The sequence below is a fragment of the Exiguobacterium sp. s56 genome (assembly GCF_018618255.1).
GTDB classification, from domain to species: Bacteria; Bacillota; Bacilli; order Exiguobacteriales; family Exiguobacteriaceae; genus Exiguobacterium; species Exiguobacterium chiriqhucha.
This window is the reverse complement of the sequence record NZ_JACSLR010000001.1, coordinates 442084-468087: the sequence shown is the minus strand read 5'-3', so window position 1 is coordinate 468087 and position 26004 is coordinate 442084. Positions and strand designations below refer to the sequence as shown.

At 53.5% G+C, this 26004-nt stretch carries 28 protein-coding genes and 1 pseudogene; 9 read left to right on the top strand and 20 right to left on the bottom strand.

Features of this window, described 5'->3' with window-relative positions; translation table 11 throughout:
* Nucleotides 1-13 precede the first annotated feature (13 nt).
* The 9 genes from nrdG to KNP71_RS02400 form a co-directional block, all read right to left on the bottom strand.
* Nucleotides 14-469, bottom strand: a complete 456-nt coding sequence (nrdG, locus tag KNP71_RS02440; protein ID WP_214829910.1) for an anaerobic ribonucleoside-triphosphate reductase activating protein — start codon at nt 467-469, stop codon at nt 14-16.
* Nucleotides 447-2291, bottom strand: coding sequence for an anaerobic ribonucleoside triphosphate reductase (locus tag KNP71_RS02435; RefSeq protein ID WP_214829908.1), 1845 nt, complete (start codon nt 2289-2291; stop codon nt 447-449). Before KNP71_RS02435 ends, nrdG begins: the two co-directional genes overlap by 23 nt.
* Before the next feature lie 188 nt (nt 2292-2479).
* Nucleotides 2480-3322, bottom strand: coding sequence for a formate/nitrite transporter family protein (locus tag KNP71_RS02430; protein ID WP_029595608.1), 843 nt, complete (start codon nt 3320-3322; stop codon nt 2480-2482).
* Nucleotides 3323-3530: 208 nt separating this feature from the next.
* Entirely contained in the window at nt 3531-4199 is a 669-nt protein-coding gene (locus tag KNP71_RS02425; protein ID WP_021067284.1) for a 50S ribosomal protein L25/general stress protein Ctc, read from the bottom strand.
* 163 nt (nt 4200-4362) lie between these two features.
* On the bottom strand, nt 4363-6165 hold the full coding sequence (gene mutL, locus KNP71_RS02420) for a DNA mismatch repair endonuclease MutL (protein WP_214829906.1): 1803 nt from the start codon (nt 6163-6165) through the stop codon (nt 4363-4365).
* 4 nt (nt 6166-6169) lie between these two features.
* Complete coding sequence (gene mutS / locus KNP71_RS02415) at nt 6170-8695, bottom strand: DNA mismatch repair protein MutS (protein ID WP_214829905.1); 2526 nt, start codon at nt 8693-8695, stop codon at nt 6170-6172.
* Between the two features lie 54 nt (nt 8696-8749).
* Nucleotides 8750-9181: a YlbF/YmcA family competence regulator gene (locus tag KNP71_RS02410; protein ID WP_021067281.1), complete on the bottom strand. Its 432-nt coding sequence runs from the start codon at nt 9179-9181 to the stop codon at nt 8750-8752.
* 101 nt (nt 9182-9282) lie between these two features.
* Entirely contained in the window at nt 9283-9711 is a 429-nt protein-coding gene (locus KNP71_RS02405; RefSeq protein ID WP_021067280.1) for a GNAT family N-acetyltransferase, read from the bottom strand.
* A 15-nt stretch (nt 9712-9726) separates the two neighbouring features.
* Nucleotides 9727-11190: a phytoene desaturase family protein gene (locus tag KNP71_RS02400; RefSeq protein WP_214829904.1), complete on the bottom strand. Its 1464-nt coding sequence runs from the start codon at nt 11188-11190 to the stop codon at nt 9727-9729.
* 140 nt (nt 11191-11330) lie between these two features.
* Between KNP71_RS02400 and KNP71_RS02395 the strand changes: the two genes are divergently transcribed.
* The 7 genes from KNP71_RS02395 to KNP71_RS02365 all read left to right on the top strand — a co-directional run bounded on the left by KNP71_RS02395 (nt 11331) and on the right by KNP71_RS02365 (nt 15929).
* Nucleotides 11331-11822: a hypothetical protein gene (locus KNP71_RS02395; protein ID WP_214829903.1), complete on the top strand. Its 492-nt coding sequence runs from the start codon at nt 11331-11333 to the stop codon at nt 11820-11822.
* A 27-nt stretch (nt 11823-11849) separates the two neighbouring features.
* Nucleotides 11850-12368 carry a DNA topology modulation protein gene (locus KNP71_RS02390; RefSeq protein ID WP_214829902.1) on the top strand — a complete coding sequence of 173 codons (519 nt, stop codon included), beginning with the start codon at nt 11850-11852 and terminating at the stop codon, nt 12366-12368.
* Nucleotides 12365-12715, top strand: coding sequence for a VOC family protein (locus KNP71_RS02385; RefSeq protein ID WP_214829901.1), 351 nt, complete (start codon nt 12365-12367; stop codon nt 12713-12715). Before KNP71_RS02390 ends, KNP71_RS02385 begins: the two co-directional genes overlap by 4 nt.
* Before the next feature lie 69 nt (nt 12716-12784).
* Complete coding sequence (locus KNP71_RS02380; RefSeq protein WP_214829900.1) at nt 12785-13507, top strand: nucleotidyltransferase domain-containing protein; 723 nt, start codon at nt 12785-12787, stop codon at nt 13505-13507.
* A gap of 9 nt (nt 13508-13516) precedes the next feature.
* Nucleotides 13517-14044 carry a P-loop nucleotide/nucleoside kinase family protein gene (locus tag KNP71_RS02375; RefSeq protein WP_214829898.1) on the top strand — a complete coding sequence of 176 codons (528 nt, stop codon included), beginning with the start codon at nt 13517-13519 and terminating at the stop codon, nt 14042-14044.
* A gap of 125 nt (nt 14045-14169) precedes the next feature.
* Nucleotides 14170-14928: a transporter substrate-binding domain-containing protein gene (locus KNP71_RS02370; protein WP_021067270.1), complete on the top strand. Its 759-nt coding sequence runs from the start codon at nt 14170-14172 to the stop codon at nt 14926-14928.
* Nucleotides 14925-15929, top strand: coding sequence for a pyridoxal phosphate-dependent aminotransferase (locus KNP71_RS02365; protein ID WP_214829896.1), 1005 nt, complete (start codon nt 14925-14927; stop codon nt 15927-15929). Before KNP71_RS02370 ends, KNP71_RS02365 begins: the two co-directional genes overlap by 4 nt.
* A 39-nt stretch (nt 15930-15968) precedes the next feature.
* Here the strand turns inward: KNP71_RS02365 and KNP71_RS02360 are convergent, their stop codons facing one another.
* A complete protein-coding gene (locus KNP71_RS02360) occupies nt 15969-16523 on the bottom strand; it encodes a maltose acetyltransferase domain-containing protein (protein ID WP_214829894.1) in 555 nt (184 codons plus the stop codon).
* Nucleotides 16524-16613: 90 nt separating this feature from the next.
* Between KNP71_RS02360 and KNP71_RS02355 the strand changes: the two genes are divergently transcribed.
* Nucleotides 16614-17537, top strand: a complete 924-nt coding sequence (locus KNP71_RS02355; protein WP_058763459.1) for a DUF7916 family protein — start codon at nt 16614-16616, stop codon at nt 17535-17537.
* 42 nt (nt 17538-17579) lie between these two features.
* On the opposite strand, the pseudogene hisIE reads toward KNP71_RS02355, so the two are convergent.
* The 9 genes and pseudogenes from hisIE to KNP71_RS02305 all read right to left on the bottom strand — a co-directional run bounded on the left by hisIE (nt 17580) and on the right by KNP71_RS02305 (nt 24527).
* Nucleotides 17580-18217 (bottom strand): annotated as a pseudogene (hisIE, locus tag KNP71_RS16100) (bifunctional phosphoribosyl-AMP cyclohydrolase/phosphoribosyl-ATP diphosphatase HisIE).
* Nucleotides 18166-18933, bottom strand: a complete 768-nt coding sequence (hisF, locus tag KNP71_RS02340; RefSeq protein WP_021067263.1) for an imidazole glycerol phosphate synthase subunit HisF — start codon at nt 18931-18933, stop codon at nt 18166-18168. Before hisF ends, hisIE begins: the two are co-directional and overlap by 52 nt.
* Nucleotides 18926-19639, bottom strand: coding sequence for a 1-(5-phosphoribosyl)-5-[(5-phosphoribosylamino)methylideneamino]imidazole-4-carboxamide isomerase (hisA, locus tag KNP71_RS02335; protein ID WP_021067262.1), 714 nt, complete (start codon nt 19637-19639; stop codon nt 18926-18928). The genes hisF and hisA overlap by 8 nt, the downstream gene beginning before the upstream one ends.
* The gene (gene hisH / locus KNP71_RS02330; RefSeq protein WP_214829892.1) at nt 19617-20204 is read right to left on the bottom strand and encodes an imidazole glycerol phosphate synthase subunit HisH; all 588 of its coding nucleotides are present in this window, start codon (nt 20202-20204) and stop codon (nt 19617-19619) included. The genes hisA and hisH overlap by 23 nt, the downstream gene beginning before the upstream one ends.
* On the bottom strand, nt 20201-20788 hold the full coding sequence (hisB, locus tag KNP71_RS02325; RefSeq protein ID WP_029595623.1) for an imidazoleglycerol-phosphate dehydratase HisB: 588 nt from the start codon (nt 20786-20788) through the stop codon (nt 20201-20203). The genes hisH and hisB overlap by 4 nt, the downstream gene beginning before the upstream one ends.
* Nucleotides 20775-21788, bottom strand: coding sequence for a pyridoxal phosphate-dependent aminotransferase (locus KNP71_RS02320; protein WP_029595624.1), 1014 nt, complete (start codon nt 21786-21788; stop codon nt 20775-20777). Before KNP71_RS02320 ends, hisB begins: the two co-directional genes overlap by 14 nt.
* Nucleotides 21785-23002 carry a histidinol dehydrogenase gene (gene hisD, locus KNP71_RS02315; protein WP_029595625.1) on the bottom strand — a complete coding sequence of 406 codons (1218 nt, stop codon included), beginning with the start codon at nt 23000-23002 and terminating at the stop codon, nt 21785-21787. The genes KNP71_RS02320 and hisD overlap by 4 nt, the downstream gene beginning before the upstream one ends.
* Nucleotides 22999-23607 (bottom strand): ATP phosphoribosyltransferase, encoded by a 609-nt coding sequence (hisG, locus tag KNP71_RS02310; RefSeq protein ID WP_021067257.1) that lies wholly within the window; start codon nt 23605-23607, stop codon nt 22999-23001. Before hisG ends, hisD begins: the two co-directional genes overlap by 4 nt.
* Entirely contained in the window at nt 23604-24527 is a 924-nt protein-coding gene (locus tag KNP71_RS02305) for an ATP phosphoribosyltransferase regulatory subunit (protein WP_021067256.1), read from the bottom strand. Before KNP71_RS02305 ends, hisG begins: the two co-directional genes overlap by 4 nt.
* A 109-nt stretch (nt 24528-24636) precedes the next feature.
* On the opposite strand from KNP71_RS02305, the gene hisJ reads away from it, so the two are divergent.
* Nucleotides 24637-25449, top strand: coding sequence for a histidinol-phosphatase HisJ (gene hisJ, locus KNP71_RS02300; protein ID WP_029595626.1), 813 nt, complete (start codon nt 24637-24639; stop codon nt 25447-25449).
* A 162-nt stretch (nt 25450-25611) separates the two neighbouring features.
* Here hisJ and KNP71_RS02295 read toward each other — a convergent pair whose 3' ends face one another.
* The gene (locus KNP71_RS02295) at nt 25612-25968 is read right to left on the bottom strand and encodes a hypothetical protein (RefSeq protein WP_029595627.1); all 357 of its coding nucleotides are present in this window, start codon (nt 25966-25968) and stop codon (nt 25612-25614) included.
* Nucleotides 25969-26004: the final 36 nt, after the last annotated feature.

Sequence of the window (26004 nt, the reverse complement as noted above, 5' to 3'; positions counted from 1 at the left end):
GCGACGGTCCCGATTACGCTTTGTTCAAGAAAATAATTCGCTGATTGCTCGACCCCCGAAATCGGAGCGACCGGTCCATGAGCGGCTGTTCGAAACGACCGTCGACAAGGACATCGGCACGATCGAGCACACTTGTGACGTACTCATCGTCCATACCTTGTAACTGTTCGAACGTATAGCCTGTATACACCCACACGTTTTTCTGAAGCGTCTTGCACCCGTCGACGAGCCGGGCCAGTGCTTCCGGTTGCAGGAACGGCTCTCCGCCCGAAACGGTGACACCGTCCCACCCGGATTGTTCGATTCGGGTGAGCAGGTCCTCGACTGGTACGTCTTCCCCACCTCGCGGGTTCCATGATTCCGGATTGTGACATCCAAGACAGCGATGAGGGCATCCCGCCGTAAAGATGACCGTGCGAATGCCTGGACCGTCGACAACCGATTCGTCAAGTACGGATAGGACGCGCATGATGCTTCACCCTCGCTCTTTCTTCTTCTCGTTTCGCCGAATTCCATCGGTCCATCGTGCCGACCAGATAGCCGGTGATGCGACGAATCCGTTCAATCTGCTCTTCCTCGCCACACGTCGGGCACGCGGCATCGATCGTTCCCTCGAGGCCGCAGTTACCGCACCGGTCGACGGGATGATTAATCGATCCGTAGCCGACGTTTTCGGTTCGCATGAGCCGGACAATCGCTTCGACCGCTTCCGGGTTATGGGCGAGCGACCCGTCGACTTCGACATAAGTGATATGACCCGCGTCACAGAGCGCATGGTACGGTGCCTCCAACCGAATCTTGTCACGAATCGACACTGACTGGTACACCGGCACATGAAACGAGTTCGTATAAAAGGCGCGGTCGGTAACACCCTCAATCATCCCGAACGCCTGCTGATCCTTCAATACGAACTTCCCAGACAATCCTTCGGCCGGCGTGGCCAAGAGTGAAAAGTTTAAATCGTGCTGCTCTGCCGCCTGTCTCATCCGATCACGTAAATGAGTGACGATATCGAGTCCGAGACGTTCCGCTTCCCGTGAATCGGCATGCGTGCCGCCTGTGAGCACGCGTAGCGCTTCGGCGAGACCGATGAAACCGACGGACAACGTCCCTTGCTTCAGTACATCCCGTAGCTCTTCTTCCGCCTGAAGTCTCTCGCTGCCCCTCCAGACGTGTTGAGCGTAAAGGAAGCGGAATTCGTCGGCATGACGCTTCGCTTGATAGTCGTACCGTTCGAGCAATTGATCGATGGCGACGTCGACGTAGGCGTCGAGCGTCTCATAAAATGTATGGATGTCCGAAGCGACGAGCGCCATCTTGACCAAGTTCAAGGTCGAGAACGATAAATTGCCTCGTCCGATCGACGTCTCGGCGCCATGACGATTCCCCATCACTCGTGTCCGACACCCCATATAAGCGACTTCTGAGTCATGGCTCCCATCATAATATTGCAAGTTGAACGGGGCATCGACGAACGAGAAGTTCGGGAATAGACGCTTGCCCGTTACGCGACAGGCGAGTTGGAACAAGTCGACGTTCGGATCGGTTTCATGAAAGTTGACGCCCTCTTTTACTTTAAAGATTTGAATCGGGAAAATTGGCGTCTCCCCGTTGCCGAGCCCTCGTTCGGTCGCATGCAACAACTCGCGGATGAAAATTCGACCCCAACGGCTTGTGTCGGTCCCATAGTTGATGGAGACGAATGGCACTTGGCCGCCTCCTCGCGAATGCATCGAATTGGCGTTATGAATGAACGCCTCACACGCTTGATACGTCGCTGTGATTGTCTCGGTCTCAGCGACTTCGAGAAGTTGCTCGGTCGACCATTCGACCGGAAGCTTCTTGAGCCGCTCGAGTTGACGTTCATACGTCTTTTCGACGTATGGCGCTAAATCGACATCGAACATCGGGAACGCTTGACCCCCGTGTTGCATATTCTGATTCGCTTGAAGAATGATCGAAGCGAGTGCCATCGCCGAACGGATGTCCTGGGGTGGTCGAATCGTTCCGTGTCCGGTATGAAATCCGTTCGTCAGCAACTCGCCGAGCGGGATTTGACAACACGTCGTCGATCCCGTCACGTAATAGTCGGCATCATGGATGTACAAAAAGTTGTCTGCGACGGCCTGACGTGTCCGCTCTGACAACAAGTACATTGTCGACAGCTGTTTCGATACTTCCGAGGATAATCGTGCCAGTTTGCCAAGTGGTGATTTCCCGTCGACGTTGGCGTTCTCTTGTACGAGATCTTGATCTGGGAGAACACAGACATCTTCATAAAGCTGGAGCATGTTCACTCCGCATCACCTCACTATATATTGATATGAATCGAGTTCATAACTCGATTCAATTCCATATATAGATTATGTCATGTTTGAGCATGGAGATGTGGAGTCTAAATTGTGAGCGTTGGTTGTGATATAAACGCAAAAACAGCCGAGCCCGCATCTGGACTCGACCGTTCTTCAAGTGACCCAACTTATAATTCTTTAGCCGGTTTCACGATTTTTAATTCAACTTCTTCTTTTTCCTCTGACTCTTGGGCTTCGCGCAAGCCTTTCGCGTTCAACCACGTATAGATCGCACCCATGAACAAGGCGCCGCCGATGATGTTACCGAACGTGGCCGGAATCAAGTTGTGGATGGCGCCGGCAAAGCTAATCGCCTCAGGATGTGGAACGACGAGCGTGAGCGCAAACAAGACGAAGTTGGCGATGACGTGATCAAATCCTGACGCGAAGAAGACGGCGACGAGGAAAATCATCGAGAAGATTTGAGCGAACTCATTTTTCATCTGTTTTGGTAAGAAAATCGCGAGACAGACCATCCAGTTACAGAAGATGGCACGGAAGAAAATCTCGACCGTCGTATGATGCATCTTGCTCTCGACGACCGCGAACAGCCAGTTGTCCATCCCGAGTTCTTGGATGACGCCGGTCGGGGCGAGCAACAAGGCGAACAAGACGCCACCGAGCGCGTTCCCGACGAAACAAAGTAACCAGACGAGCATCGTGTCACTGAGCGTCGTATAGCCGCGTAACGTCGAGGTCGTGAAATACATTGTGTTCCCCGTGAACAGTTCGGCTCCGCCGTAGATGATCATGACAAGCGCGATCCCGAATGAGAACCCACCGATGAGTGTCGTGAACGGCGAATCGATCAAGTACATCCCGTTGACAACTTTAAGTGTGAAGATTGAAGCGAATCCGATAAAGATCCCCGCGAGCATTGCCCGTAAAAAGTATTCCATTGGCCGATAATGAATCATTTGCGAAGATGCCTGAGCTTTTTTCCGTAATGATTCGAGTGCATGGATTTCCATTGATGCCATGTCACAAACCCTTCTTTCTGTTTGAATGAACCCATATAATAAGAACGAACATGTGAAATCATTAACAATATAAGCCCGAATCCAATAAATTGCAATCGACCTTGGACCTTGTTGACACATTTTTCACATCGTAATCGTTTACATTTGTCGGATTTGTGACGAAAAAAACGACCCTTCGCAAAGGGTCGTTCGATACAGCTTATTCTTTGTCTGCAGACTTCTCTTCAGACTCTTCAGATGATGCCTCAGCCGACTCTTCTTCAGTTGCTTCGGCTTCACTTTCTGTCGTTGTGTCTGTGTCAGCCTCGAGCTCTTCAAGAGAGACCGGCTCGTTCACAGATGCGATTTGAAGCTCGCCATCTGATACGATGTCATAGTCTTTGTTCTCTGGAATGTCAGCTACCGTGACCGAGTCACCGATACCGAGTTCAGAAACATCGAGTTCAATGCGTTCCGGAATGTTAGCCGGTGTCGCCGATACCGTAACTTTATAGAGCGTTTGCGCCAAGAAGCCGCCTTCTTTGACACCTTTCGCGTCACCGACGAGTGTGACGTCCGCTTCGACTTCCGTCGCTTCGTCCATCTTCACGGCCATGAACTCGACGTGCTTGTATTCGTTCGTGAACGGGTCAACTTCAGTCCCGTGAACGAGCGTGTTTACTTTCTTGCCGTCGATGTTCAACTCGATTAGCGCGTTGTCACCGTGGTCGCGGAGAATTTTGCGAAGTGCCATCTCCTCGAATGCTACTGGTGTGCTCTCGACTTTATAGCCGTAGACGACACCTAGTACTTTACCTTCTTTACGCAAGTTTGCGCGGACCGAACGTGGTCGTAATTCTCGTTTCGTTACTTTAAGCGTGTCTGCCATAATCTTTTCCCCCTACTGGTTTATCGATCATGTCTACATCTTGAGGGTGAGGCAGTGAAAAAGCCACCTCTCAACCTCGATGCGTTGAGTGACATGTGTATATTGTTCCCATAGGCACCAGGACATAAACGTTACAGCCGGTTAAAAAAAGATTACAAGCGTGTCACATAACCCGTTTGAACAACTTCTCAAGTTCGTACGTACTCCATTTCACCAAGATCGGTCGCCCGTGCGGACACGTATACGGGGACGTCGTCTGATTGAGGTCATGCAGCAATTGCCGCATCATCTCATGGTTCAATGGATGGTTCGCTTTAATCGCCCGCTTGCACGCCATCAAGATTGACGCGTCTTCCCGATATTTGGCGAGATTGACAGAGCGGTCCCGAATCGCCATCTCAATCAAATCGCGGACCGTCCCTTCCAAATCATGCTGCGGGTACCACGTCGGAATCTCTCGGATGAGGAACGTGTTGCCACCGAACGGCTCCAAATCGAGCCCCGCTTCTTTCAAGAGCGGAGCGACTTCTTCAATCGCGAGCGTCTCTTCTTGCGTGAACTCGAGTGTGAGCGGGAGCAGCAACAATTGATACTCTTTGTCTGGATTCCCGAGTTGCTCATAAAACAATTCGTATTTGATCCGTTCCTGAGCCGCGTGTTGGTCGATGACATACATGCCGTCCTCGGCGCCGCAGACGATATAGCTCGCATGCAATTGGCCGATGACGTCGAGCGGCGGCAACCGCTCTCCTTTCGTCTCAATTGCTTCTGATTCGACAATCGGGTCGGTCGGTGCAGGCGCTTCATTGACGAGCGGGGTCGGTGACCATCGACTCGGTGACGTGACAGGCTCACGTGGAATCGGATAGTTCCACGTCGGCGGTTCATCCGTGACAGGTGTCCGTTCGACCGTGAAATCAAGTCGCTCTTGTTCGGTCCGATTGACCGGTCGCTCTTTCGGTTTGACCGACGGGATTAAACGCTGTTCCCGGAGTGTCAGTTGGACCGTCTCGCGAATCAACTGGCACAGCTCTTTCTCTTTCGAGAGTCGGACCTCCCGTTTTGTCGGATGGACGTTGACGTCAATCAACATCGGGTCCATGTTCACTTCGAGGATGGCAATCGGATAACGACCAATCGGGAGTAACGTATGGTAGCCCTCGAGTACACTTTGGGTCAACGCAAAGTTCTTGATGCTCCGACCGTTCAAGATGAGCGTCACGTACTGCTTGTTCGAACGCGTCACTTCAGGCCGGACGAGATGGGCGCTCAAACTATAGTCGTTCGTCTTGCTCGACGCGGTGACGATTTGCGCTGCAACTTGACGCCCATAAATGGCGAGCATGACTTGCTTGATGTCGCCATTCCCACTCGTCCGCAGGAGTTCCTTGTCTTCATGGAACGCCGTGAGGCGAACTTCCGGGTGGGACAAGGCGATCCGGTTCAACGTATCGGTGATGCTCGCGAGTTCGGTCGCCGACGTCTTCAAGTATTTGAGGCGGGCCGGTGTATTGTAGAACACTTGACTGACCGCTATCTCTGTTCCGACGTTTGCGGCGGCCGGTGTTTGCGCCGTAACGACACCCCCTTGGAGCGTCATCTCAAATCCGTCCTCCTCAGTTCGGCGTGACTTCAATGTCACATGACTCACTGAGGCGATCGAGGCGAGGGCCTCCCCACGGAAGCCGAGTGTGCGAATCCGGAACAAATCGTGCTCGTCCCGGATTTTGCTCGTCGCATGACGTAAAAAAGCTCGCGGGGCGTCCTCTTCATAAAACCCATGCCCGTTATCCCGGACTTTAATGAGACGTATCCCGGCTTCCTCCAAATCGACTTCGATTTTCGTGGCTCCGGCGTCAATCGCATTCTCGACGAGCTCTTTCACGACCGAGGCTGGGCGTTCGACGACTTCCCCGGCAGCGATTCGGTTGGCCAGTTGTTCCGGTAACTCTTGAATGATTCCCATTGACTCACTCCTTCTTCGCGGATTGTTGGAGCGCATAGAGCGCCTGCATCGCCTCAATTGGGTTCATCGCCAGCAAATCGAGGTCGAGCAGTTGTCGTTTGATGTCGTCTTCCGCCTCAAATAGTGACAGTTGGGACACAGGTTCAGCCGGAGCCGGCTGTTCTACAGCTGCCCGTGCCGGTTTCGGTTCTGTCTCGAGCTCAGACAAAATCGTTCGCGCCCGTTCAATCAAATCAGGCGGCAAATCAGCGAGTTCGGCGACGTGAATCCCGTACGATTTGTCGGCCCGTCCCGGATGAACTTCATGCAGGAAGACGACACGTCCGTCCCGTTCAATGGCACGGACGTGCACGTTCTCAAGGGCTGGAATTGTGTCTTCGAGCACGGTCAACTCGTGGTAATGGGTCGAAAACAATGTTTTCGCGCCGATGGTGGCCGCGATATATTCGACGATGGCCTGCGCGAGCGCCATACCGTCATACGTCGAGGTTCCTCGTCCAATCTCATCGAGGAGGATGAGACTATGTGCTGTTGATTCCGTCACCGCCTGATGTGTCTCCGTCATTTCGACCATGAACGTCGACTGTCCGCTCACCAAATCGTCGGCTGCCCCGATGCGAGTAAAGATGCGATCGAACAAAGGAAGTTCGGCCGCTTCGGCCGGCACGAATGAACCGATTTGATGCAGGATGGCAATCAGTGCGAACTGACGCATATACGTCGATTTACCGGACATGTTCGGTCCGGTGATCAAGAGCATGCGCCGCGTGTCATCGAGCGTCAAGTCGTTGGCCACATATTCACCACGAGGTAATACCGTTTCGATGACCGGATGGCGCCCACGATCGATTTGAACATTGTTTGACGTCGTCGGCCGGACATAGTCCCGTTTTTCGGCGACAATGGCGAGCGCGAGCAGGACGTCTAGTTCACTTAATGAGCGGGCCAGTTGTTGGAGCGGTTTCGTCTCTTGTTTGACTTCTTCACGTAACGTGACGAATAAGTCATATTCAAGCGTACAGCTCTTCTCCTCGGCACCGAGGATGAGCGCTTCTTTTTCTTTTAACTCAGGCGTGACATAGCGTTCGGCGTTCGTAAGTGTCTGTTTCCGTTCGTACCGCCCCTCTTCGAGTAAGCGCGCATTCGCTTTCGTCACTTCCAAATAATAGCCAAAGACACGGTTATAGCCGATTTTCAGCGACTTGATGCCGGTCGCGAGCCGCTCTTGTTGCTCGAGATTGGCAATCCACGTCTTCCCGTTCGCTTTCGCCTCGAGCAGTTCATCAAGTTCGGCCGAATAGCCTGAACGAATCATGCCGCCTTCTTTAATCGAGATGGGTGGTGTCTCGACGAGCGCCGCCTGAAGTCGTTCCGATAGCGCGTCGAACGTGTCGAGCGTCGCATCGATGTGATGCAATCGTGTTGCCGTGACATTCGCAAGTAACTCTCGTACCGCTGGGATGCGTTCAAGCGTGTTCCGCAACTGGACAAGGTCACGTGCGTTGGCCGTCCCGTAACCGACTTTCGCGACGAGCCGTTCGATATCGTAGACGTGACGTAATTGCTCACGTAATTGATCGCGGAGCATGAAATCATCGACTAAATTTTCGACGGCATCTTGGCGATCACGAATCGCCTGTTCCCTATAGAGCGGCTGTTCGAGCCAACGTTTCAATAGTCGTCCCCCCATCGCTGTCGTCGTCTCATCGAGCAGGGCGAGAAGTGATCCTTTCCGTTCCCCGGACCGGGCCGAACGGAACAGCTCCAAGTTGCGGGCCGTATTCGCATCGAGTTGCATATGGGCCTCAACCTCATAGGCGACAGCGGGCTGCAGGTGATCGAGGGCGCGTTTTTGCGTCCGCGTCAAGTAGGCGAAAAGGAGTTCGAACGCACTAACTTGCGCCTCGTCGCGGGCACCGCTCGACAACGAGCTCGCCAATCGCTCTGTCTGCACCGACAGCGGAATGCCGAGTGATGAGAGATGGTCTGCCAACTCGGCGTCATCAACGATGATTTCACTCGGGACCAACCCTTCGACTTCGCGTAGGACGGCCTCACGCGACGGTAAGGTCGTCAACCAAGATTCACCTGTCGTCACATCGCCGCGGGCGATCCCAAACCGGCCTGCGACGTTCACGACCGAAAGTAAATACCGGTTCTCTTTCTCACCGAGCGCGGCCATATATGTACCCGGCGTGATGACTTGAATGACTTCACGTTTGACGAGTCCTTTCGTCGCTTTTGGATCTTCCATCTGCTCACAAATCGCCACGTTGAACCCTTTTTCAATGAGTTGCTCGATATAGATGGCAGCGGAATGATGCGGGACCCCGCACATCGGAATCGGGTGCTCGGCGTTTTTTCCGTTTTTCGCAGTCAATGTCAATTCGAGCTCTTTGGCGACGATTTGAGCATCTTCAAAAAACAGCTCGTAAAAGTCACCGAGCCGGTAGAAGAGAAAGGCGTCTGGATAATCGGCCTTGATTGAAAAGTATTGTTTCATCATCGGGGTTTGATGTATCGTTTCCATTCGTGTTCACCTCTAGAAATTAGAACAGCTGACCAAAGGCCAGCTGTCTGTTTGTTAGTATCCGCAGCCGCCGCGTGATTTTTCCGCTGCCATGCCGCTTCCTGTTTTACCGGCGAGAACGTCACCGTCCGTCGACTCGATAATGCGATCTGTCACCGAGTTGGCGAGTGTGACCGTCACGTATTGAAGCAAATCGTTCACTTCGACTTGCGTCTCTTGGAACGCCTGGACGACCGGAATCGAATCGAGTTCGTCCATCGCCTTGTCGATTTTTAGCTCGACTTTGGCGAGTGCTTCCGTCTTCCCGTAGTGCTTGCAGTTGACGGCTTCTTTTTGTAAGTATTTGATACGCTTAATCAACGTTTGAACGCGCTCACTTTCGTTCACTTTCGTTTCCGCTTCTTTGAAGCGGGCCACTTCCGGCGTGCTCGCCAATAAGTCGGCTAATTCTCTCGCTTTTTGAATCACAGTTTGATCAGTCACCATCGTAAACCCCTTTGCTCTCTATGATTGAACGCACGTCTTGACGCACGCAAGTATTCCTCATCATTCTACCACGAACTTATGGCAAACGGTACCGCATCGATTCACTTCGAGATGGTCGCCGTCCGAACCATATCGACGTGGGGAATCCCATCCTCTAAGTACTCCTCGCTCGTTCGTGTGAACCCAAAACTTGCATAGAACGGCTCCACGTACGTTTGCGCTTGCAAATACAAATCGCGATCCCCAAAGTCTGCCACGGCTTCTTGCATCAAGCGCCGCGAATGGCCTTGTCCCCGATGCGTCGATTTTGTGACGACACGACCGATGGCGATTGGCGATTCATCCTCGAGGACACGTAACGCCGCAATCGGGCGACCGTCTGCCTCAATCCAGTAATGGACCGCCGTCACATCTTTCCCATCGACTTCTTGGTACGGGCAATCTTGTTCCACGACAAAGATTTCGGTACGGAGCGCCAATAACTCATAGAGCTCTCTCGTCGTCAATTCGTCAAACCGTTTTTTCTGCATATCAACTTGTCCCCCTCATAACTTCGAACCGAGCGCTCGGGCGACGTGGAGCCCGCTCGTCATCGCCCCAATCGTCCCGGCACCTGGAAACACCGTGTCGCCGCAAACGTAAAAATTCGGAAGGTTCGTCCGATAGCTCGCCGCATGGAATAACGCTTGTTGCGGTGTTTGGGCATATCCACCGACCGCACCGTGCGGACGTTTCGTATATTTCACCCATGCCCCCGGTCCGCCCGGAAGCAACACCGACGATGTGCCGGTCCAACTCGGGAACGCCCGTCGCACTGCCTTGACGAGGCGCTCGGTCCATTCTGTCTCTAGTTTCTCATACGTCTCCTTGTCTTTCCAAGCCTGCCACTCCGACAAATCGATATGGGTCGAGACGGTCAACGTTCGTTCCGGCCGTTCGGTTCGGCGCGTATCGTCCGCATCTGACATCGAAATGAAGGCGTGACCTGACGGCAAATCATCACTATATACTTGTTGGAAGAGCGGACGTCCCGTGCACACCGCTTCCGGTAACGTGACGTAAAGACTGAACGTCCCCCATTGCGACCGTTCTAGTTGACGGCCGTACTGTCTATGGAACTGTCGAGCCGCTTGTCCCGTGACCAACTGAGCGGTCGCCTCGAGCGGGATGGCCGACACGACGACATCGACGAGGTCGAGCCGGCCCCGGCGATCGGTCAACAACCAGCCGTCAGCAAGCCGCTCGATTTTAACAATTTGTCGTCCGAGAATCGTTTTTCCATCGTCTCTTCGAATCGACCGCTCCAACGCGTGGGCGAGTGTGTACAATCCCCCATCGACGTAATATGCTCCCTCATGGTAAATGGATAAAGCGACGGCCGCGAGCAAATGGCTCGCTTCGCGGGCACCAGTCTGCAAGCTATCGAGCAAAATCCCGTCGATAACCCGCTCGAACGCAGTCCCGTTCAATCGATGCCGTTTTAACGTTGTACCGAGTGGTCGATACAGCTTCCGGAACGACCGGAGCTGTGCCGGTCGAAACGCTCGTATCGCAATCGATGCGTCACGAATCGTTCGAAACGGCAACGCCGGTAGCGTCTCAAACAAAGGATAGATCGTCTCGAAATCGGTCCACACTTCATTCAAAAAAGCACGAATTCGCGGAGCGAGCTCTGGAAATATCGACTCAAGTTCTGCTAAAAACAGATCCCGGTCTTGAAGATAATGGACAGTCTGTCCGTCGAGATGAATCTGCATCACCTCGGTTAACGGGCGAACGTCAATCGTTTCACCTAAGTAGGACAAGACTCGCTCATGCAGGCCGCCCGGTTCAAATCCCATCCCGAGCGTCGCCCCGGCCGGGAACCGATAGTCCCCCCGTTCGAATTTCCCGGCACAACCACCCCATTCTCGTGACGACTCGTATACGGTCACGTCATGGCCGATTCGGCTCGCTAACGCACCCGTCGTCAATCCGGCAACTCCTCCACCGATAATCCCGATTCGCATGTTAATCCCCTCCTGCCTTCATCATACATGGCTTCCCGAAATCCGAGACATTTCAACGTGTTCCGTAGACATATTTCACCGGTCAGGCAGGGTTCTGCGGGTAGATGGCGAAAAAATCGATAAAGGACAGGTGAAACCATATGCGAAGTCGGGTCATCATTTATCTGCTCATTCCAATCTTGATTTTTATCGGTATTTTGATTACACCTCCATCAGAAGAATCACAAAAAGTCGCCACCATGACGGCTGTCAACATTCAAGAGATGATTCCGTATGAACGCGAGTACACGGCACAAAAAGTGTTACTCGAGGAAGCGAACGACGGCCGCGAGGCGATTATCGAGGAGTGGCGGCTCGAACGCGGGGCGCGCACGACTTATAGTTACGTGTTGCGACTTCAGGGGTTCGATACGGTGATTCAAGTCGATGCTGGGGCGGCCAACACACGCTCGGACGGCTATTATGCCATGCAGGCGCACAGCCCCGTCTTTGAAGCGGACGAACCGCTGTCGATCGGTTATCCGATTGTGCTCTTCGCCAGCGAGCAACGGCTCGTACTGAACCAGATGGAAGTACGCGTCCTATACGAAGAGGACGGTGTCATTGAAAAATGGCGTATCCTAGAATCATGACATTCAAAATACGAGAGGTAATTTCCTATGCAAAAAATAATTCTCATCGGCTCTGGCGGTTCGGGCAAATCGACGCTCGCCCGCGTGTTGGGAAGCCTACTCGGCATCGATGTCCATCACTTAGACGCCTTACTATGGAAAGCAAATTGGACACCCGCCACACGGCACGAACAAATTACCACGCAGTCAGCATTAATTGAACGCGAATCGTGGATCATCGACGGCAATTACGGCGGCACGCTCGACTTGCGTCTTCACGCTGCCGACACGATTGTATTTCTCGACTTGCCGAGGACTGTTTGTACATATCGCGTTTTGAAGCGCATGCTGTTCTATCGAGGCAAGACACGTCCGGACATGGGGCCTGGTTGTGAAGAACGGTTTGATTTGAAATTTTTGAAGTGGGTGTGGGATTATCCGAAGTCGCAGCGACCAGCGATTTTACAGCGTTTACACAAACTTGAACCCGAAAAAGACATCATTATCCTGCGTTCACAGGCCGAAGTCCGTCGTTTCGTAGCGAATCAACTGGAGGCGAATACATGAATCCAATTCTCGCAGAAATCGGGACCGTCTTTATTCCCGTCCGAGACGTTGCGACGTCCCGGGATTGGTATTGTCAGCTGTTTGATTTATCGGCAGACGGAGACATCCTGTTCGGTCATCTCTATGTCGTACCATTAAACGGACCAAATCTCGTACTCGATAGTAAAATATGGTCCGAAGCGAACATCATCCAGACGCCACTTTTCCATTTGAACACGTTGGATATCCACCAAGCGTATACGCATTTGGTGCAACGACAAATTGACATTGTAACCCCGATTGAACACAATCATTGGTTCAATTTCAAAGACCCGGACGGAAACGTTCTCATGATGTGCCAATGCTGACGGGGCCAGCAGAAGAAGCAAGCATTCAGATTCAACGCGTCAATCACATCAATTTGAAAGGAGTCCATGATGCCTTCTAAAATTAAACCACTCGAAGCGGCGAATAACTTTATTTCCACACATTTCCCCCACTGTCAGGCCGCACTGCTCGCCGGGAGCGTCGTCCGTGGTGAGGCGACCGCAACGTCGGATTTAGACATCATCATCTTCGACGACACCCTCGTCTCGTCTTATCGGGAATCGTTCATCGAGTCCGGATGGCCCATCGAACTATTCGCCCATAACTTGACGTCGTATCGTACGTTCTTCGAACAGGATTGCCAGCGTGCCATTCCATCGTTACCAAGAATGGTCACCGAAGGCATCGTCTTGAAGGACACAGACATCGTCGAAGACATCAAACGTGAAGCGAGAGCGTTGCTCGACAGCGGGCCGGAGGCTTGGTCGGACGAGACGATTGAGTTGAAACGATACTTTCTGACCGATGCACTCGATGACTTGATTGGATGTACCCGTCGCTCGGAAGGACTGTTCATCGCCGCAAAAATCGGTGAGCTCACGGCTGAGTTCATATTGCGTACGAACAAAAAATGGATTGGTTCATCGAAATGGACGTATCGTTCGCTTGAACAATTTGATGCGTCAGCCGCACGTCAACTCACTGACGCCCTTGAGGCGTATTATCAAACGAACGAAACCGACGCGCTCATCCGTTACGTCGATGAGACGCTCTCCCCGTTCGGCGGCCGGTTGTTCGCCGGATTCAGCCGTGGGAAATCAAACGAAACGTGAGGGTAGCCCATGTTCTTTCTGCAAATGTCCGGTTTCCCCGGATCAGGCAAATCGACGCTGTCTCGGGAAATCGCTCGACGACTGGATGCGGTCATCGTCGATCACGATGTCACGAAGACGGTACTGCTCGAATCGACTTCACAACACCCGCTTGATGCTGCGCTGGCCGGAAAAATCGCTTATGATCTCGATTGGTCGCTCGTCGAGTTCCAGTTGTCTTTAGGACGGAACGTTATTTTAGATAGCCCTTGTCTATATGACGTGATGATTGAACGCGGCCTGACGATTACAGCAAATAGCGGAGCCACGTATCGTTACATCGAGTGCCTCGTCGACGACGTCGATGTAATCAATCGGCGGTTGCGCGAGCGCGACCGAAAGCTCAGTCAAATCAGAAGCGTCTCACCAGAGAATTTTGATCGGACCGTCGCCAGCAGTAAAAAACCACCAAATATGCATACGCTTACAATTGATACGAATCGCCCTCTCGAGACGTACTTGCCTGACGTCATCGCCTATCTCCAAGCGATTGATTGACCATCTGATGCATCCTGTGACTTTTTCCTGGATGTATTTTTTTAATCGTTTTTGTATTTTTATGCTTTACAATTAATAATCATACATATACACTTAGTCTCATATCTTGAAGGAGGAATTCATACATGAAAAAGTGGGTCATTACAGGGGGATTAGTGGCAAGTGCATTACTAGCAGGATGTAGCCAAGAGACGACGGGCGAAGAGAAAAAAACACTCGTCATGGGAACGAGCGCCGATTACTTCCCGTATGAGTTTGTCGATACGGCGAACGGAGACGAGATTGTCGGATTCGATATCGAGATTGCCGAAACGGTTACGGAACGCCTCGGCTACGAACTTAAAATTGAGGACATGGACTTCGGTAGCCTGCTCGGGGCACTCAACGCCGGACGTGTCGACTTCGTCATGGCCGGTATGACGCCGACCGAAGAGCGGAAAGAAAATGCCGCCTTCTCGGACATCTATTTGTCGGCGACGAACCTAGTCATGACGAAAGATGAGTCACTCGAGTCGATTGAAGCGCTCGCCGGCAAGAAAATCGGCGTCCAAACGGCATCGATTCAAGAGAACATCGCCAAAGACCAAGCTCCGGATGCAGAGCTCGTCTCATTGAACAAGATTCCAGAAATCGTTCAAGAGTTGAATACGGGTCGGATTGACGCGATGGTCATCGAGGACACGGTCGCCCAAAAATACTTGGATCAAGATGCCGGACTGTACACGTTCGCCTTGAAAGAAGATGGCGAGAAAGGTTCTGCCGCCGCCTTTAAATTGGAGGATGACCTTCGCGATCAGTTCAACGAGGAGTTGAACAAGATGATCGACTCAGGTGAAATCGACAAACTCGCCAAGAAATGGTTCTCGATGGAGCCGACGGAATGAGACAAGTCTCGCTACCGATTTATCCAGTCACCTATCCAGAAGGGTACCGTTTGAATCAAAACGAGAGCCAGTTCCCGGTGCCGTCCCGGTTGTATGACCAACTTGCGACAATCTCGTTCCAAGACTTGCATGAGTATCCGGTCCAACCGATTGACGAGTTGTTCACCCGTTATGCGGCCTACGCCGGTGTTGACCCGAATCAGCTGCTCGTCGGTTGCGGGAGTGACGAGATGATTCATGTCGTCACCCAGGCGCTGTTGGCACCGGAAGACGTCGTCTTGTCACCGAGTCCGGATTTCGCACTCTATCCAATTTTCACGACAATCGCCCATGGCCGGCACGTGCAAGCCGATGACCTTTCTTATGACGCACTCGTCCAGGCGATTACGCAACACGAACCGAAGCTGTTGCTGTTGTCGAATCCAAACAATCCGACCGGTAAATTGTGGAGCGTCGCTGAATTGGCCGAACTCGCGGGACTCGTGCCGTACTTGATCGTCGACGAAGCCTATATCGACTTCACACCGACGTCGAGCATGGTGGCCCACCTTGATTCATTCACGAACGTGATTGTACTGCGGACGTTATCGAAGGCGTTTGGCTTAGCCAACGTCCGCCTCGGTTTCATGGTCACGACGACCGAACTCGCCGCTTACTTCCGTCAATTCGTCCCGCCGTTCAACATTAGCGGCGTCAGCGCGAAAATCGCCAACATCTTTTTACAAGATGCTACGTATCTCGACGAGGCCATCGTATGGCACGCCGACATGCGCGGACAGTGGACCGACTTGTTCGCCACGATCGGCCACGTCCATCCCGCCGAGGCAAACTTCATTTACGTCACGCTCGATGAGCCGGAGGCCGTTTGGGCCCACCTCGCCGCGTATGGAGTTCACACATCGAAACAACCGAACGGGATTCGCATCACGCTCGGCAATGAACAAGCCCTTGCCCTGGCACACGAGGCGCTCAGCATTTACGCAACTCAAACGACGAATTAACCAAAAACGCTCCGACTGTTTCCAGTCTGAGCGTTTTTGTCATGGGATGAGTTTGATGACTTTTGCCGGATTACCCCCGACGACGGCACGAGCTGGCACATCTTTCGTCACAATGGCGCCAGAGGCGATGACGGCATCGTCCCCGACCGTCACCCCTGGATTCAAGATGGCACCACCGCCAATCCATACCCGATGTCCGACCGTGACCGGCTTCCCGTATTCAAGACCTGAAATCCGTTCAGTCGGGTCGAGCGGATGCGTCGCCGTATAGACGTGCACACCCGGACCGAGCATGCAATCGTCACCGAATGTGATCGGACAGATGTCGAGGAATACGCAATCAAAGTTGGCGAAGAACCGTTCTCCGAGATGAATGTTATAGCCGTAGTCGCATTTGAACGTCGGCTCCAGATAAAACGAACCCCTGGTCGAGCCGAACAGCTCCGCTAACACGGCTTTTCGGTCGTCGATTTCGTCGATGCCGGAACGATTGAATCGTTCCGTCAAACGCCGTGCCTGACGCCGATCGGCGACGAGCTCCTCATCCCCTGCCATGTAAAGTTCGCCCCGAATCATCTTTTCTTTTTCTGTCATCTGCTTCTCCCCCTTTTCTTTTTTTAGTATAGAGGAATTTCTGACCAAACGGGGAATAGGAACATGACGAACTAGAGGAGGAATAGACAGATGAAACGAATTCTTGATTGCAGAGCCAGTGATTTCTTGACGTTCAACCGCTCGGATTTGATTGGATCGATTCGGAAAGCCGAGGGGCGGACCGTACTCGCCGAGGTCATCCCGACCGTGCAGCCGCTCTATCCAGAAGTGACGAACGCCGAACTCGCTCGAGCGTTCGGGGCCGATATGATTCTATTGAATATGCTCGACGTATTCCATCCGTACATAAAAGGTCTCGAAAGCCACGCCTTGTTCGGGAACGTACCCGGTGAGACGATGTCTGACAATCCGATTATGGAATTGAAGCGGCTCGTCGGTTTGCCGATCGGGGTCAACCTCGAACCGGTCGACTTCTCCGAAAAGTCAGAGGACATGTATGACGTGAAACAAGGACGTCTCGCGACACGGGAGGCGTTCGCGAGAGCGTCCGAGCTCGGGATCGATTTTATCTGTTTGACCGGCAACCCGAACACCGGGGTGACGAACGAGGCGATCGAGCAAGCCATCATCAACGCCCGCCAAGAGTTCGCTGGCGTCATCATCGCCGGGAAGATGCATCAAGCCGGCGTCGGCCGAGTACTCGACCAAGAGGCCTATGTCCGCTTCGCTGAGGCCGGGGCCGACATCATCTTGATTCCTGCGCCTGGGACGGTCCCAGGCGTCCGCGAAGACGAATTCTATGAAGTCACGCGCGAGATTCAGGCGTTGGATAAACTCGTCGTCGCCGCCATCGGTACGTCACAGGAAGGGTCCGATGAAGCGACAATCCGTGACATCGCCTTGTCCTCGAAGCGGGGTGGGACGGACATCTTCCATATCGGCGACGCCGGCTTGTCCGGAATCGCCACACCGGAGAATATCCAGGCGTTATCGATTGCCATTCGAGGACGGCGCCATACGTATATCCGCATGGCAGCCTCAGTCAACCGTTAATCAAAAGGAACGAAGCCGATAATGGCTTCGTTCCTTTTTGTGTTACCAGTCCGTGACGTCTCGGCGCGGTTTCGCCGGAGTCGTCGTCCCGTGCCGTTTGGCGAGGAGCGCCTCGACGTCTTGTAATGACACGCCTTTGGCGGCGAGCAAGACGAGCAAGTGGTACAAGAGATCAGCCGACTCTTCGACCAAATCTTCATCGTTCAGCGCTGCGATGACGACCTCGAACGACTCTTCCCCAAACTTCTTGGCAATCTTGTCGACACCTTGGTCGAATAGATAAGACGTATACGACCCTTCTTTCGGTGACGCCTGTCGTTCTTGAATCAACTTCTCTAATTCGTGAATCATCCTTCCACCTCCGTGAAAAAGCAGCTTCGATTTCCCGTATGACACGTCGGCCCATTGGCACGGACCCGGACCAAGAGTGCGTCTTGATCACAATCGACGTGGATGCTTTCGAGCTCGAGCGTATTTCCGCTCGACTCCCCTTTCATCCAGAGTCGCCCTTTCGAACGTGACCAGAACGTGACCGTGTTCGTCTCGAGCGTCTTCTGAATCGCCTCCTCGTTCATGTAGCCTAACATGAGGACGGCGTCGTCCTCTGTCGACACGATGATGGCTGGAATCAATCCGTTTGCGTCGTAACGAACCGCATCGGCAAGTTGTGCTCGCTGCATACGTGTTTCACCTCTTCCACTGTCGTTTTCCGGTCATGCAAAATCGAGGCGAGTAGCGCCGCATCGACCTTCTCGAGCGCGTCGACGACATGATTTGCGTTCCCGGCACCGCCAGAGGCGATAATTGGGATATCGACGGCGTCCCGGAGCAAATCAAGGATTCGCAAATCGTAGCCGCTCTGCTTTCCGTCCTGATTCATCGACGTGACGAGCAGTTCACCCGCCCCAAGTGCAGCCACTTGCTTTGCCCAATCGACGGCCCGCAACTCGGTCCGGTTCTTCCCGCCATACGTATAGACGAAGTAATCGTCGTCTTCGAACTTGACGTCGATGGCGATGACGATACATTGTGACCCGAACCGCTCGGCCGCTCGTTTAATCAAATCGGGTGATTCGACGGCGAGCGTGTTGAGCGACACTTTATCGGCCCCGGCTTTTAAGAGCGAGGAAATATCCTCAAGCGACCGAATACCGCCACCAACCGTGAGCGGAATGAACACTTTCCGGGCGACGGCACTGACGACGTCAAGCATCGTCTGGCGGCGTTCCGTACTCGCAGTGATATCTAGAAACACGAGCTCATCCGCACCGGATGCGTCATAATACTTAGCAATCTCGACCGGGTCGCCGATATCCCGGAGTGCCACGAACTCGATTCCTTTGACGACACGACCGTCTTTCACATCAAGACACGGAATGATGCGACGTTTAAGCATGGCGCGCCTCCCACTCGATCAAGTCATCGAGGCTGACTTGTCCGGAGAGTAATGCCTTCCCGACGACCGCTTCGTCGATGCCGGCCGCTTGAAGTGCTTCGACATCAGCCTCGGTCGTCACACCGCCCGAAGCGATGAGCGTGACCGAAACAGCCTCACGCAGCGCCTTCATCCGCTCGAGATTCGGTCCGTTCAACTTTCCGTCCGACCCGATGTCCGTATAGAGAATCGTTTTGACACCACGGTCAACGAGGCCTTTCGCGGCATCGATATCTTTTAAGTCGGTCGCTTCTTGCCAGCCGTTGACGGCGACGATGCCATCATAGGCATCGAGGGCGACGGCGACACGATCCCCGTACTTCGCGAGCGCCCGGTCCAAGAAATCCGGGTCTGTGAATGCTTTTGTCCCGAGCAAGACCCGGTCCGCACCGGTCGCCATGACTGCGTCGAGCGCTTCCTCGGAACGGATGCCCCCGCCGGTCTGAACGAAGAAACCGCACGTTTTGGCAAAGCGGACGACATCGAGATGTCTCGGTTCGCCAGCTTTCGCCCCTTCGAGATCAATCAAGTGGAGCATCGGGACGCGCCCTTGCCACTCTTTCAATTTCTCATACGGGTCTCCGTACTGTTCTTCTGTATTGAAATCGCCTTCTGTCAAGCGGACGATTTTTCCGTCAATCAAATCAATGGCCGGTAGTAATCTCACGTTCGACCGCCTCCTTCCATTCTTTCAATAAACTGAGTCCAAACGCGCCGCTCTTCTCCGGGTGGAATTGCATCCCCGTGACGAGCCCTTTTTGCACGATGGCTGGCACGTCTTCCCCCATATAGTCGGCAGAAGCAATCACATGGACCGGGTCGGTCACGACATGATACGAGTGAACGAAATAGACGTCCTCGTCTCGCAAAATCGAGTTCCATCCGACGTGTGGCAGACGTTTCGCCCGCATCCGCTCGACGCGCCCTTCAATCAAACCGAGTCCTTCTGTCGGCACCCCTTCCGTGCTCGACTCGAATAAGAGCTGCATGCCAAGGCAAATGCCAAGGAACGGTTTTTCTTGTGCCGATCGTTTCAATAGCGGAATCAGTCCCGTCTCGTTCAGCGATTGCATCGCCTGCGGGAACGCACCGACGCCCGGCAGCAAGATAGCGTCTGCCGCCTCGAAGTCTAAGGGATCGTTCGTGATGGTGACGTAACAGCCGATAGCTTGGAGCGCCCGTTCGACATTGAACACGTTGCCCATTCCATAATCGATGACCGCGACCTTCATCCTTCGATCAGTCCTTTCGTCGAAGGCAGTCGATTCGATCCGTCTTGCCCGATCGCTTCAGCGAGGGCGCGACCGAACGCTTTGAACAGCCCTTCAATCATATGGTGCGAGTTCGACCCGTAGAGCACCTCAAGATGAAGCGTCAAGCGGGCGTTCATCGCCACGGCCCGGAAAAACTCTTCGGCGAGCTCGGTGTCAAAGTCCCCGAGTTTCGGATTTTTAATATCGGCCCGGTAGACGAGGAACGGACGGCCCGACACGTCGACGACGGCACGCGCGAGCGTCTCGTCCATCGGCAAATAACTCGTGCCGTAGCGGCGAATACCGATTTTGTCGCCGAGCGCTTGATTGATCATCTGCCCAAGGGCGATTCCGACGTCTTCGACCGTATGATGAGCGTCGACCCACGTATCTCCTTCGACATGGACCGTCAAATCGATTTGGCTGTGGAACGCGAACAGTGTCAGCATGTGGTCAAAGAAGCCGACGCCTGTCTTCACGTCACTTTGCCCCGTCCCGTTCAAATCAAGCTTGAGCTCGATGTTCGTCTCTTTTGTCTCTCGTTTCGTCTCAGCTGTTCTCAAGTGAAGTCACCTCTTCTATCGTTTGTTGAAGCAAGCGGTATGCCTCGTCCGTTCCGGCACTGACACGAATCCCATCTGCGAACGCGCGAACATGTACATCTTTTTCAAGGAAGCGGGCTGCCCAAGCTTCGCTGTCCGGTGTCTCGACGTATAGGAAATTTGCACGGCTCGGTAAGACGTTCCCAATCGGTGCGAGCAACGTCTCAAGCTTTTGTCGCTGCGTTTGATGGAAACTGATCGACTCATCGATATAAGCGGAGTCGTTCAACACGACCGTCGCCACGGCCGCACTCAGCCCACTCACATTGAACGGAGAGCGGAACCGATCAATCTTCTCGATTAAGCGCTCATCGGCGATCATGAAGCCGATGCGCAGATTCGCGAGTCCGAACGCTTTCGATAACGTCCGGAGAATGATGACGTTCGCGTGGTCCGCTAGGCGGTCTTTGAATGAATCTTCCATCGTGAAATCGATATACGCTTCGTCGACGACCAAATACGGGACTTGGCTGGCAATCGTCTCGAGATCATCGAGCGACCACATCTTGCCGGTTGGATTGTTCGGGTTCGATATGAGAACAAGTTTCGGCCGTTCCGCCTCAATCGTTTGCATGAGCGCCTTGAACGACAATCCATCCGCATCCGGCTGCACGAAATTCCCACGGGCGATATGCGTGTAAATGCCATACATCGAAAAGTCTGGAATCGGTGCGGCGACGACGTCGTCGGCATCGAGAATGGCTTGACAGAGAATCGCGAGCAATTCATCGCTGCCACTGCCGACCATGAGTTGCTGCGGGCTCACACCGGCATACGTCGCATAGCTTTGTTTAAGCGCCGTCAACTCGTCGACCGGATAATGGCTCAAGTCGAGCGGAAGCTCTCGGATAGCCGTCTTCAAGCGCTCTGGGAAGACATATTGGCTTTCGTTTTGATTCAACGCGTGCCCTTTGACCGCATGCGGGACGTAGCGTGGAATCGTCTCATAGTTCAGTCTCATACGTCCTCCAATCGGACCGCCATCGCCCGGGCGTGGCCGTCAAGTTGTTCTTGTTGCGCGATTCGAATCGCGGCACGCGTGATGCGCTCATCGAGTTCTGTCATTTGCAGGAACGTCTGGCGTCGGTAAAAATCATCGACCGAGAGGCCGCTCGAGAAACGGGCCGTCCCGCTCGTCGGCAGGACGTGGTTCGGTCCAGCGATGTAATCCCCAAACGCCTCCGCCGCTTCATGACCGAGGAAGAACGATCCGCCGTGACGGATGGCTTGCATGTAATCTTCCGGGTCGATGACGGCGAGTTGGACATGTTCAGCCGCCATCTCGTTCGCATAACGAATCGCTTCAGCCTTCGTCTTCACGAGGACACCCCCGCGCTTCATCGCCTCTATCGCAATGTCACGCCGTGGTAATTCAGCCAATTGTCGGTCTAATTCTTGTCGAATCGCTTCGGCCAATTCGTCAGTCGTGACGAGCGCAAGTGCCGTCGCTTCGACATCGTGTTCGGCTTGGGCGAGCAAATCGGCGGCGACCCATTTCGGATTGGCCGTCTCGTCGGCGATGATAAGCACCTCGGACGGTCCAGCGACCGAATCGATGCCGACGATGTGGGAGACGAGCGATTTTGCCGTCGCGACATAGGCATTCCCAGGCCCGACGATTTTATCGACCGGTTGAATCGTCTCGGTGCCGAACGCCAAGGCGGCCACGGCTTGCGCCCCGCCGACGAGATAACACTCATCCGCCCCTGCGATTTTTGCCGCAATCAATAACGACAAATCGATGCCGTCTTGTTTCGGCGGCGTCACCATGACGACTCGCTTCACGCCGGCCACTTTCGCCGGAATGATGTTCATCAACACGCTCGACGGATAGACGGCCGTCCCGCCTGGTACATACACACCGACCGAATCGAGCGCCATGAAACGGCGCCCAAGCCGGAACATGCCGTCTTCGTACACGTCATCTTGACGTCGCTGGCGTTCGTGAAACGTGCGAATGCGTTCAGCCGCGAGCGTCAACGCTTCGGTCAGTTCAGCATATGCTTCAGGTGGCGTAAACGTCGTCAAATCGACCGTCTCGATTTTGTCGACGCCGTCAAATTTTTTCGTGAACGCGAGGAGCGCCTCGTCTCCGTTCGACTCCACGGCCTCGAGGATCGGCTTGACCGCTTCCGCCCAGCTTTCCCGCCGCGTCCGGTTCGTTTCTGTACTCATTGGGCATCCTCCTTGCTCAAGCGACGAATCCACGCCTTCAATTCATCAGGATTGTTGGCGAGTGCCGCCTCACTCGTGATGAACTTGGCGTTCACCGTGAAAATCGTCTCGTATTCTTCAAGGTCGTTCGCGCGGAGCGTCGCCCCCGTCTCGACGATATCGACGATGCAATCGGCGAGTCCTGTAAGCGGTGCGAGTTCGACCGATCCGTTCAATGCAATCACTTCGACGTTCTGTCGTTTCGAGGCGAAGTGAGAGATGGCGATATTCGGATATTTGCTCGCGACTTTCAATTTTTTCGTTCCATTCTTCCGTTCTTTCGGTCCGCAGACCGCCATGCGGCAACGGCCGAACGGCAAGTCGACGACTTCAAGGACGCCCGGCGTTTTCTCTCGCAAGATGTCTCCTCCGACGACGCCGACATCAGCGGCGCCGTGCATGACATATTTGTAGACGTCATCCCCTTTGACGAAGATGAACTCATGCCCGTCGACTTCGACCGTCAGTTCGCGGCCGCGCTTTTCAGGCCAAACGGTAAGTCCGACTTGTTCGAAATAGTCTCGGGCCGCTTTTTCAATGCGTCCTTTTGCGATGGCTACTTTCATAAAATCACCTCACCTAACTGTTCTAAATCAAGAGACAGTCCGAACGCCCGACGAGATTGGCCGAAATGTCCGTATAATGAATCATAACGACCACCCGAGAGGACGCGTCGTCCGTCGATGCTGCCTGTCACCGTCAATCCTGAATAATAATCAAAATCACCGGTCTGTCCGAAGTCGTATGATACGTTCAAACCGATGGACCGTAAATGTTCGACCGCCCGCTCGACTTCATCGATTGCTGCCGTCAAGCCCGGCTCGGCGACTTCACGTAACTCACCAAGTGCCGAGTCGCCAATCAAGAACGGTAATTTCGCGATTAACGGGTATTGATACGTATCGGCGAGTTCCCGGAGTGACTCCAAATTGCGAAGCGCCAAATATTGGCGGAGCGTCCGCTCAGGGATACCGGCTTCGTCGGCCACGGCGGCGACCAAGGCTGCTGATCCGACTTGAATCCGGAGTCCGTCTTGTGGCAGGACACGCTCGGTCATACTGAGGAACGAGGCAATCAACTCCATATCAGGAGCGTCCCCGTCAATCCATTCGAGACCGAGCTGTTGACGTTCATGCGGCTGTCCCGAATGCTTCGGGGTACGCCGGTAGACGGCACCGGCATATGCGACACGCATCGGCTCATGACCGTCCGCGAGTTTCCGTGCGATTTGTAACGTATAGTCTGGACGCATGACGAGCAACTCTCCGTCATTTCCGAACAGACGATAATAGGCCGACTCATCGAACAAGGCCAAGTCTTGATAGTGCGAATAATATTCTACGAGTGGCGGTTCGATCACGCTGTAGCCGTTCGATTCGGCTCGTTCGAGAAATGATAACATCCACTGCTTCGGACGCAGAACGTCCTCCCCTTGCAATTCGTGCCATCCTTCCGGGATGGATCCTTTTGTATTGAACCAAATCATCGATATCACCCTTTATCTTATTATCACTTTACCAAACTAAAGTATTGTGTTAAATTTATCAAACCAAGCCGGTGCTGTCAACCGGCGAACTCGAAAGGAATGTCGCTTGATGATTGACTTTACCCGTGATGGTCACCTTCACACCCCATTTTGCCCACATGGCTCGACAGACCCGCTCCAGGCGTACGTCGAGCAGGCGTTAGCCCGTGGTATCAAGACGCTCACGTTCACCGAACACGCTCCGCTCCCGGCCCGGTTTCAAGATCCGACGCCAGACAAAGACTCGGCGATGGCGTTTGAGTTGCTTCCGGATTATATCGAGGCCGTGCAGTCGTTAAAACGGAAGTATCCCGAACTCGATCTTCGCCTCGGCTTAGAGATCGACTACTTGCCCGGCTATGAGGCTGAGACGTTGGCGTTGCTCGAGCCCTTTGCCGACGTATTAGATGAAACGATCTTGTCTCAACACTTTCTACTCGTCGACGGTGAGCTCCTGCCTGTCGACTTCTCGCTCGAGACGTTTCATATCCTCGTCGAACGTGTCGGTTCGTTCGAGGCTGTGATGAAACAATACTATTCGGCGCTCGCTGCCGGCCTCGCATTCCCTTGGGAACGCCTGAAAGTGGACCGCATCGGGCATATCGATTTACCAATCAAATATCAGACCAAGTATGTATGGGACCGCTCAAACGTCCTGGCCGAACAGTCGCGCCTGCTCCAGACGATGGCCGCTCGCGGTTTCGGTCTCGACCTCAATACGGCCGGACTGCGCAAGCCTGAATGCGGACAGCCGTATGCCATCGACGTCGCATCTGAGGCGTCCAGACTCGGAATCCCGTTCGTGCTCGGATCGGACGCCCATATCGCCAAAGACGTGGGCGCTGGGTTCGAAACAATACAAAAAAAAGCCACGTTCCTATGAACGTGGCTTTTTCACAGCGATCTAGCTATCTAGATCCCCATTTTTGGTTGTCGATAACGATATGGCGTTCCATTTCTTCATCTATTGACAATAATACCATACTGATTCGGCAATGCAACCTAAAAATGAAAAAAGGATGACGGAGTTGTCATCCTTTGTTATTTAGACCGCCATTTCAGCGTATAAACCTTTTAATTCCTCCGTAGACGCCTCGTCCATCTGTAACGCCACGAGTTCGACGAACTGAAGTGCAGGATCCTTGTCGCCCGACATACGAACGATTTCGGCTGCCGCATCATCGAGCGCGAGCAAGATACCTGATACACCGAGCGTCGGATAGTAACGGAGTAGCGCGCGGACGTGCTTCATTTCTGAAATATCGTTGCCATTAATCTTTAGTGCTTTGACCGCCAACTCTTTATGCGTTCCAATCGCGAACTTATCTTCCCACACCTCTTCGAGTGTGATCAACGCTTCCACATCATAGGCACCATCAGTGAAACGAACTTGTTTTTCCATGTAACATTTCCCCTCTCGTTAATCTACTTTCATTAT

Coding starts and splice junctions, on each gene's coding strand:
- nrdG (WP_214829910.1), bottom strand. CDS start 469: ATGCGCGTCCTATCCGTACTTGACGAATCGGTTGTCGACGGTCCAGGC.
- KNP71_RS02435 (WP_214829908.1), bottom strand. CDS start 2,291: ATGCTCCAGCTTTATGAAGATGTCTGTGTTCTCCCAGATCAAGATCTC.
- KNP71_RS02430 (WP_029595608.1), bottom strand. CDS start 3,322: ATGGAAATCCATGCACTCGAATCATTACGGAAAAAAGCTCAGGCATCT.
- KNP71_RS02425 (WP_021067284.1), bottom strand. CDS start 4,199: ATGGCAGACACGCTTAAAGTAACGAAACGAGAATTACGACCACGTTCG.
- mutL (WP_214829906.1), bottom strand. CDS start 6,165: ATGGGAATCATTCAAGAGTTACCGGAACAACTGGCCAACCGAATCGCT.
- mutS (WP_214829905.1), bottom strand. CDS start 8,695: ATGGAAACGATACATCAAACCCCGATGATGAAACAATACTTTTCAATC.
- KNP71_RS02410 (WP_021067281.1), bottom strand. CDS start 9,181: ATGGTGACTGATCAAACTGTGATTCAAAAAGCGAGAGAATTAGCCGAC.
- KNP71_RS02405 (WP_021067280.1), bottom strand. CDS start 9,711: ATGCAGAAAAAACGGTTTGACGAATTGACGACGAGAGAGCTCTATGAG.
- KNP71_RS02400 (WP_214829904.1), bottom strand. CDS start 11,190: ATGCGAATCGGGATTATCGGTGGAGGAGTTGCCGGATTGACGACGGGT.
- KNP71_RS02395 (WP_214829903.1), top strand. CDS start 11,331: ATGCGAAGTCGGGTCATCATTTATCTGCTCATTCCAATCTTGATTTTT.
- KNP71_RS02390 (WP_214829902.1), top strand. CDS start 11,850: ATGCAAAAAATAATTCTCATCGGCTCTGGCGGTTCGGGCAAATCGACG.
- KNP71_RS02385 (WP_214829901.1), top strand. CDS start 12,365: ATGAATCCAATTCTCGCAGAAATCGGGACCGTCTTTATTCCCGTCCGA.
- KNP71_RS02380 (WP_214829900.1), top strand. CDS start 12,785: ATGCCTTCTAAAATTAAACCACTCGAAGCGGCGAATAACTTTATTTCC.
- KNP71_RS02375 (WP_214829898.1), top strand. CDS start 13,517: ATGTTCTTTCTGCAAATGTCCGGTTTCCCCGGATCAGGCAAATCGACG.
- KNP71_RS02370 (WP_021067270.1), top strand. CDS start 14,170: ATGAAAAAGTGGGTCATTACAGGGGGATTAGTGGCAAGTGCATTACTA.
- KNP71_RS02365 (WP_214829896.1), top strand. CDS start 14,925: ATGAGACAAGTCTCGCTACCGATTTATCCAGTCACCTATCCAGAAGGG.
- KNP71_RS02360 (WP_214829894.1), bottom strand. CDS start 16,523: ATGACAGAAAAAGAAAAGATGATTCGGGGCGAACTTTACATGGCAGGG.
- KNP71_RS02355 (WP_058763459.1), top strand. CDS start 16,614: ATGAAACGAATTCTTGATTGCAGAGCCAGTGATTTCTTGACGTTCAAC.
- hisF (WP_021067263.1), bottom strand. CDS start 18,933: ATGCTTAAACGTCGCATCATTCCGTGTCTTGATGTGAAAGACGGTCGT.
- hisH (WP_214829892.1), bottom strand. CDS start 20,204: ATGAAGGTCGCGGTCATCGATTATGGAATGGGCAACGTGTTCAATGTC.
- KNP71_RS02320 (WP_029595624.1), bottom strand. CDS start 21,788: ATGAGACTGAACTATGAGACGATTCCACGCTACGTCCCGCATGCGGTC.
- hisD (WP_029595625.1), bottom strand. CDS start 23,002: ATGAGTACAGAAACGAACCGGACGCGGCGGGAAAGCTGGGCGGAAGCG.
- hisG (WP_021067257.1), bottom strand. CDS start 23,607: ATGAAAGTAGCCATCGCAAAAGGACGCATTGAAAAAGCGGCCCGAGAC.
- KNP71_RS02305 (WP_021067256.1), bottom strand. CDS start 24,527: ATGATTTGGTTCAATACAAAAGGATCCATCCCGGAAGGATGGCACGAA.
- hisJ (WP_029595626.1), top strand. CDS start 24,637: ATGATTGACTTTACCCGTGATGGTCACCTTCACACCCCATTTTGCCCA.
- KNP71_RS02295 (WP_029595627.1), bottom strand. CDS start 25,968: ATGGAAAAACAAGTTCGTTTCACTGATGGTGCCTATGATGTGGAAGCG.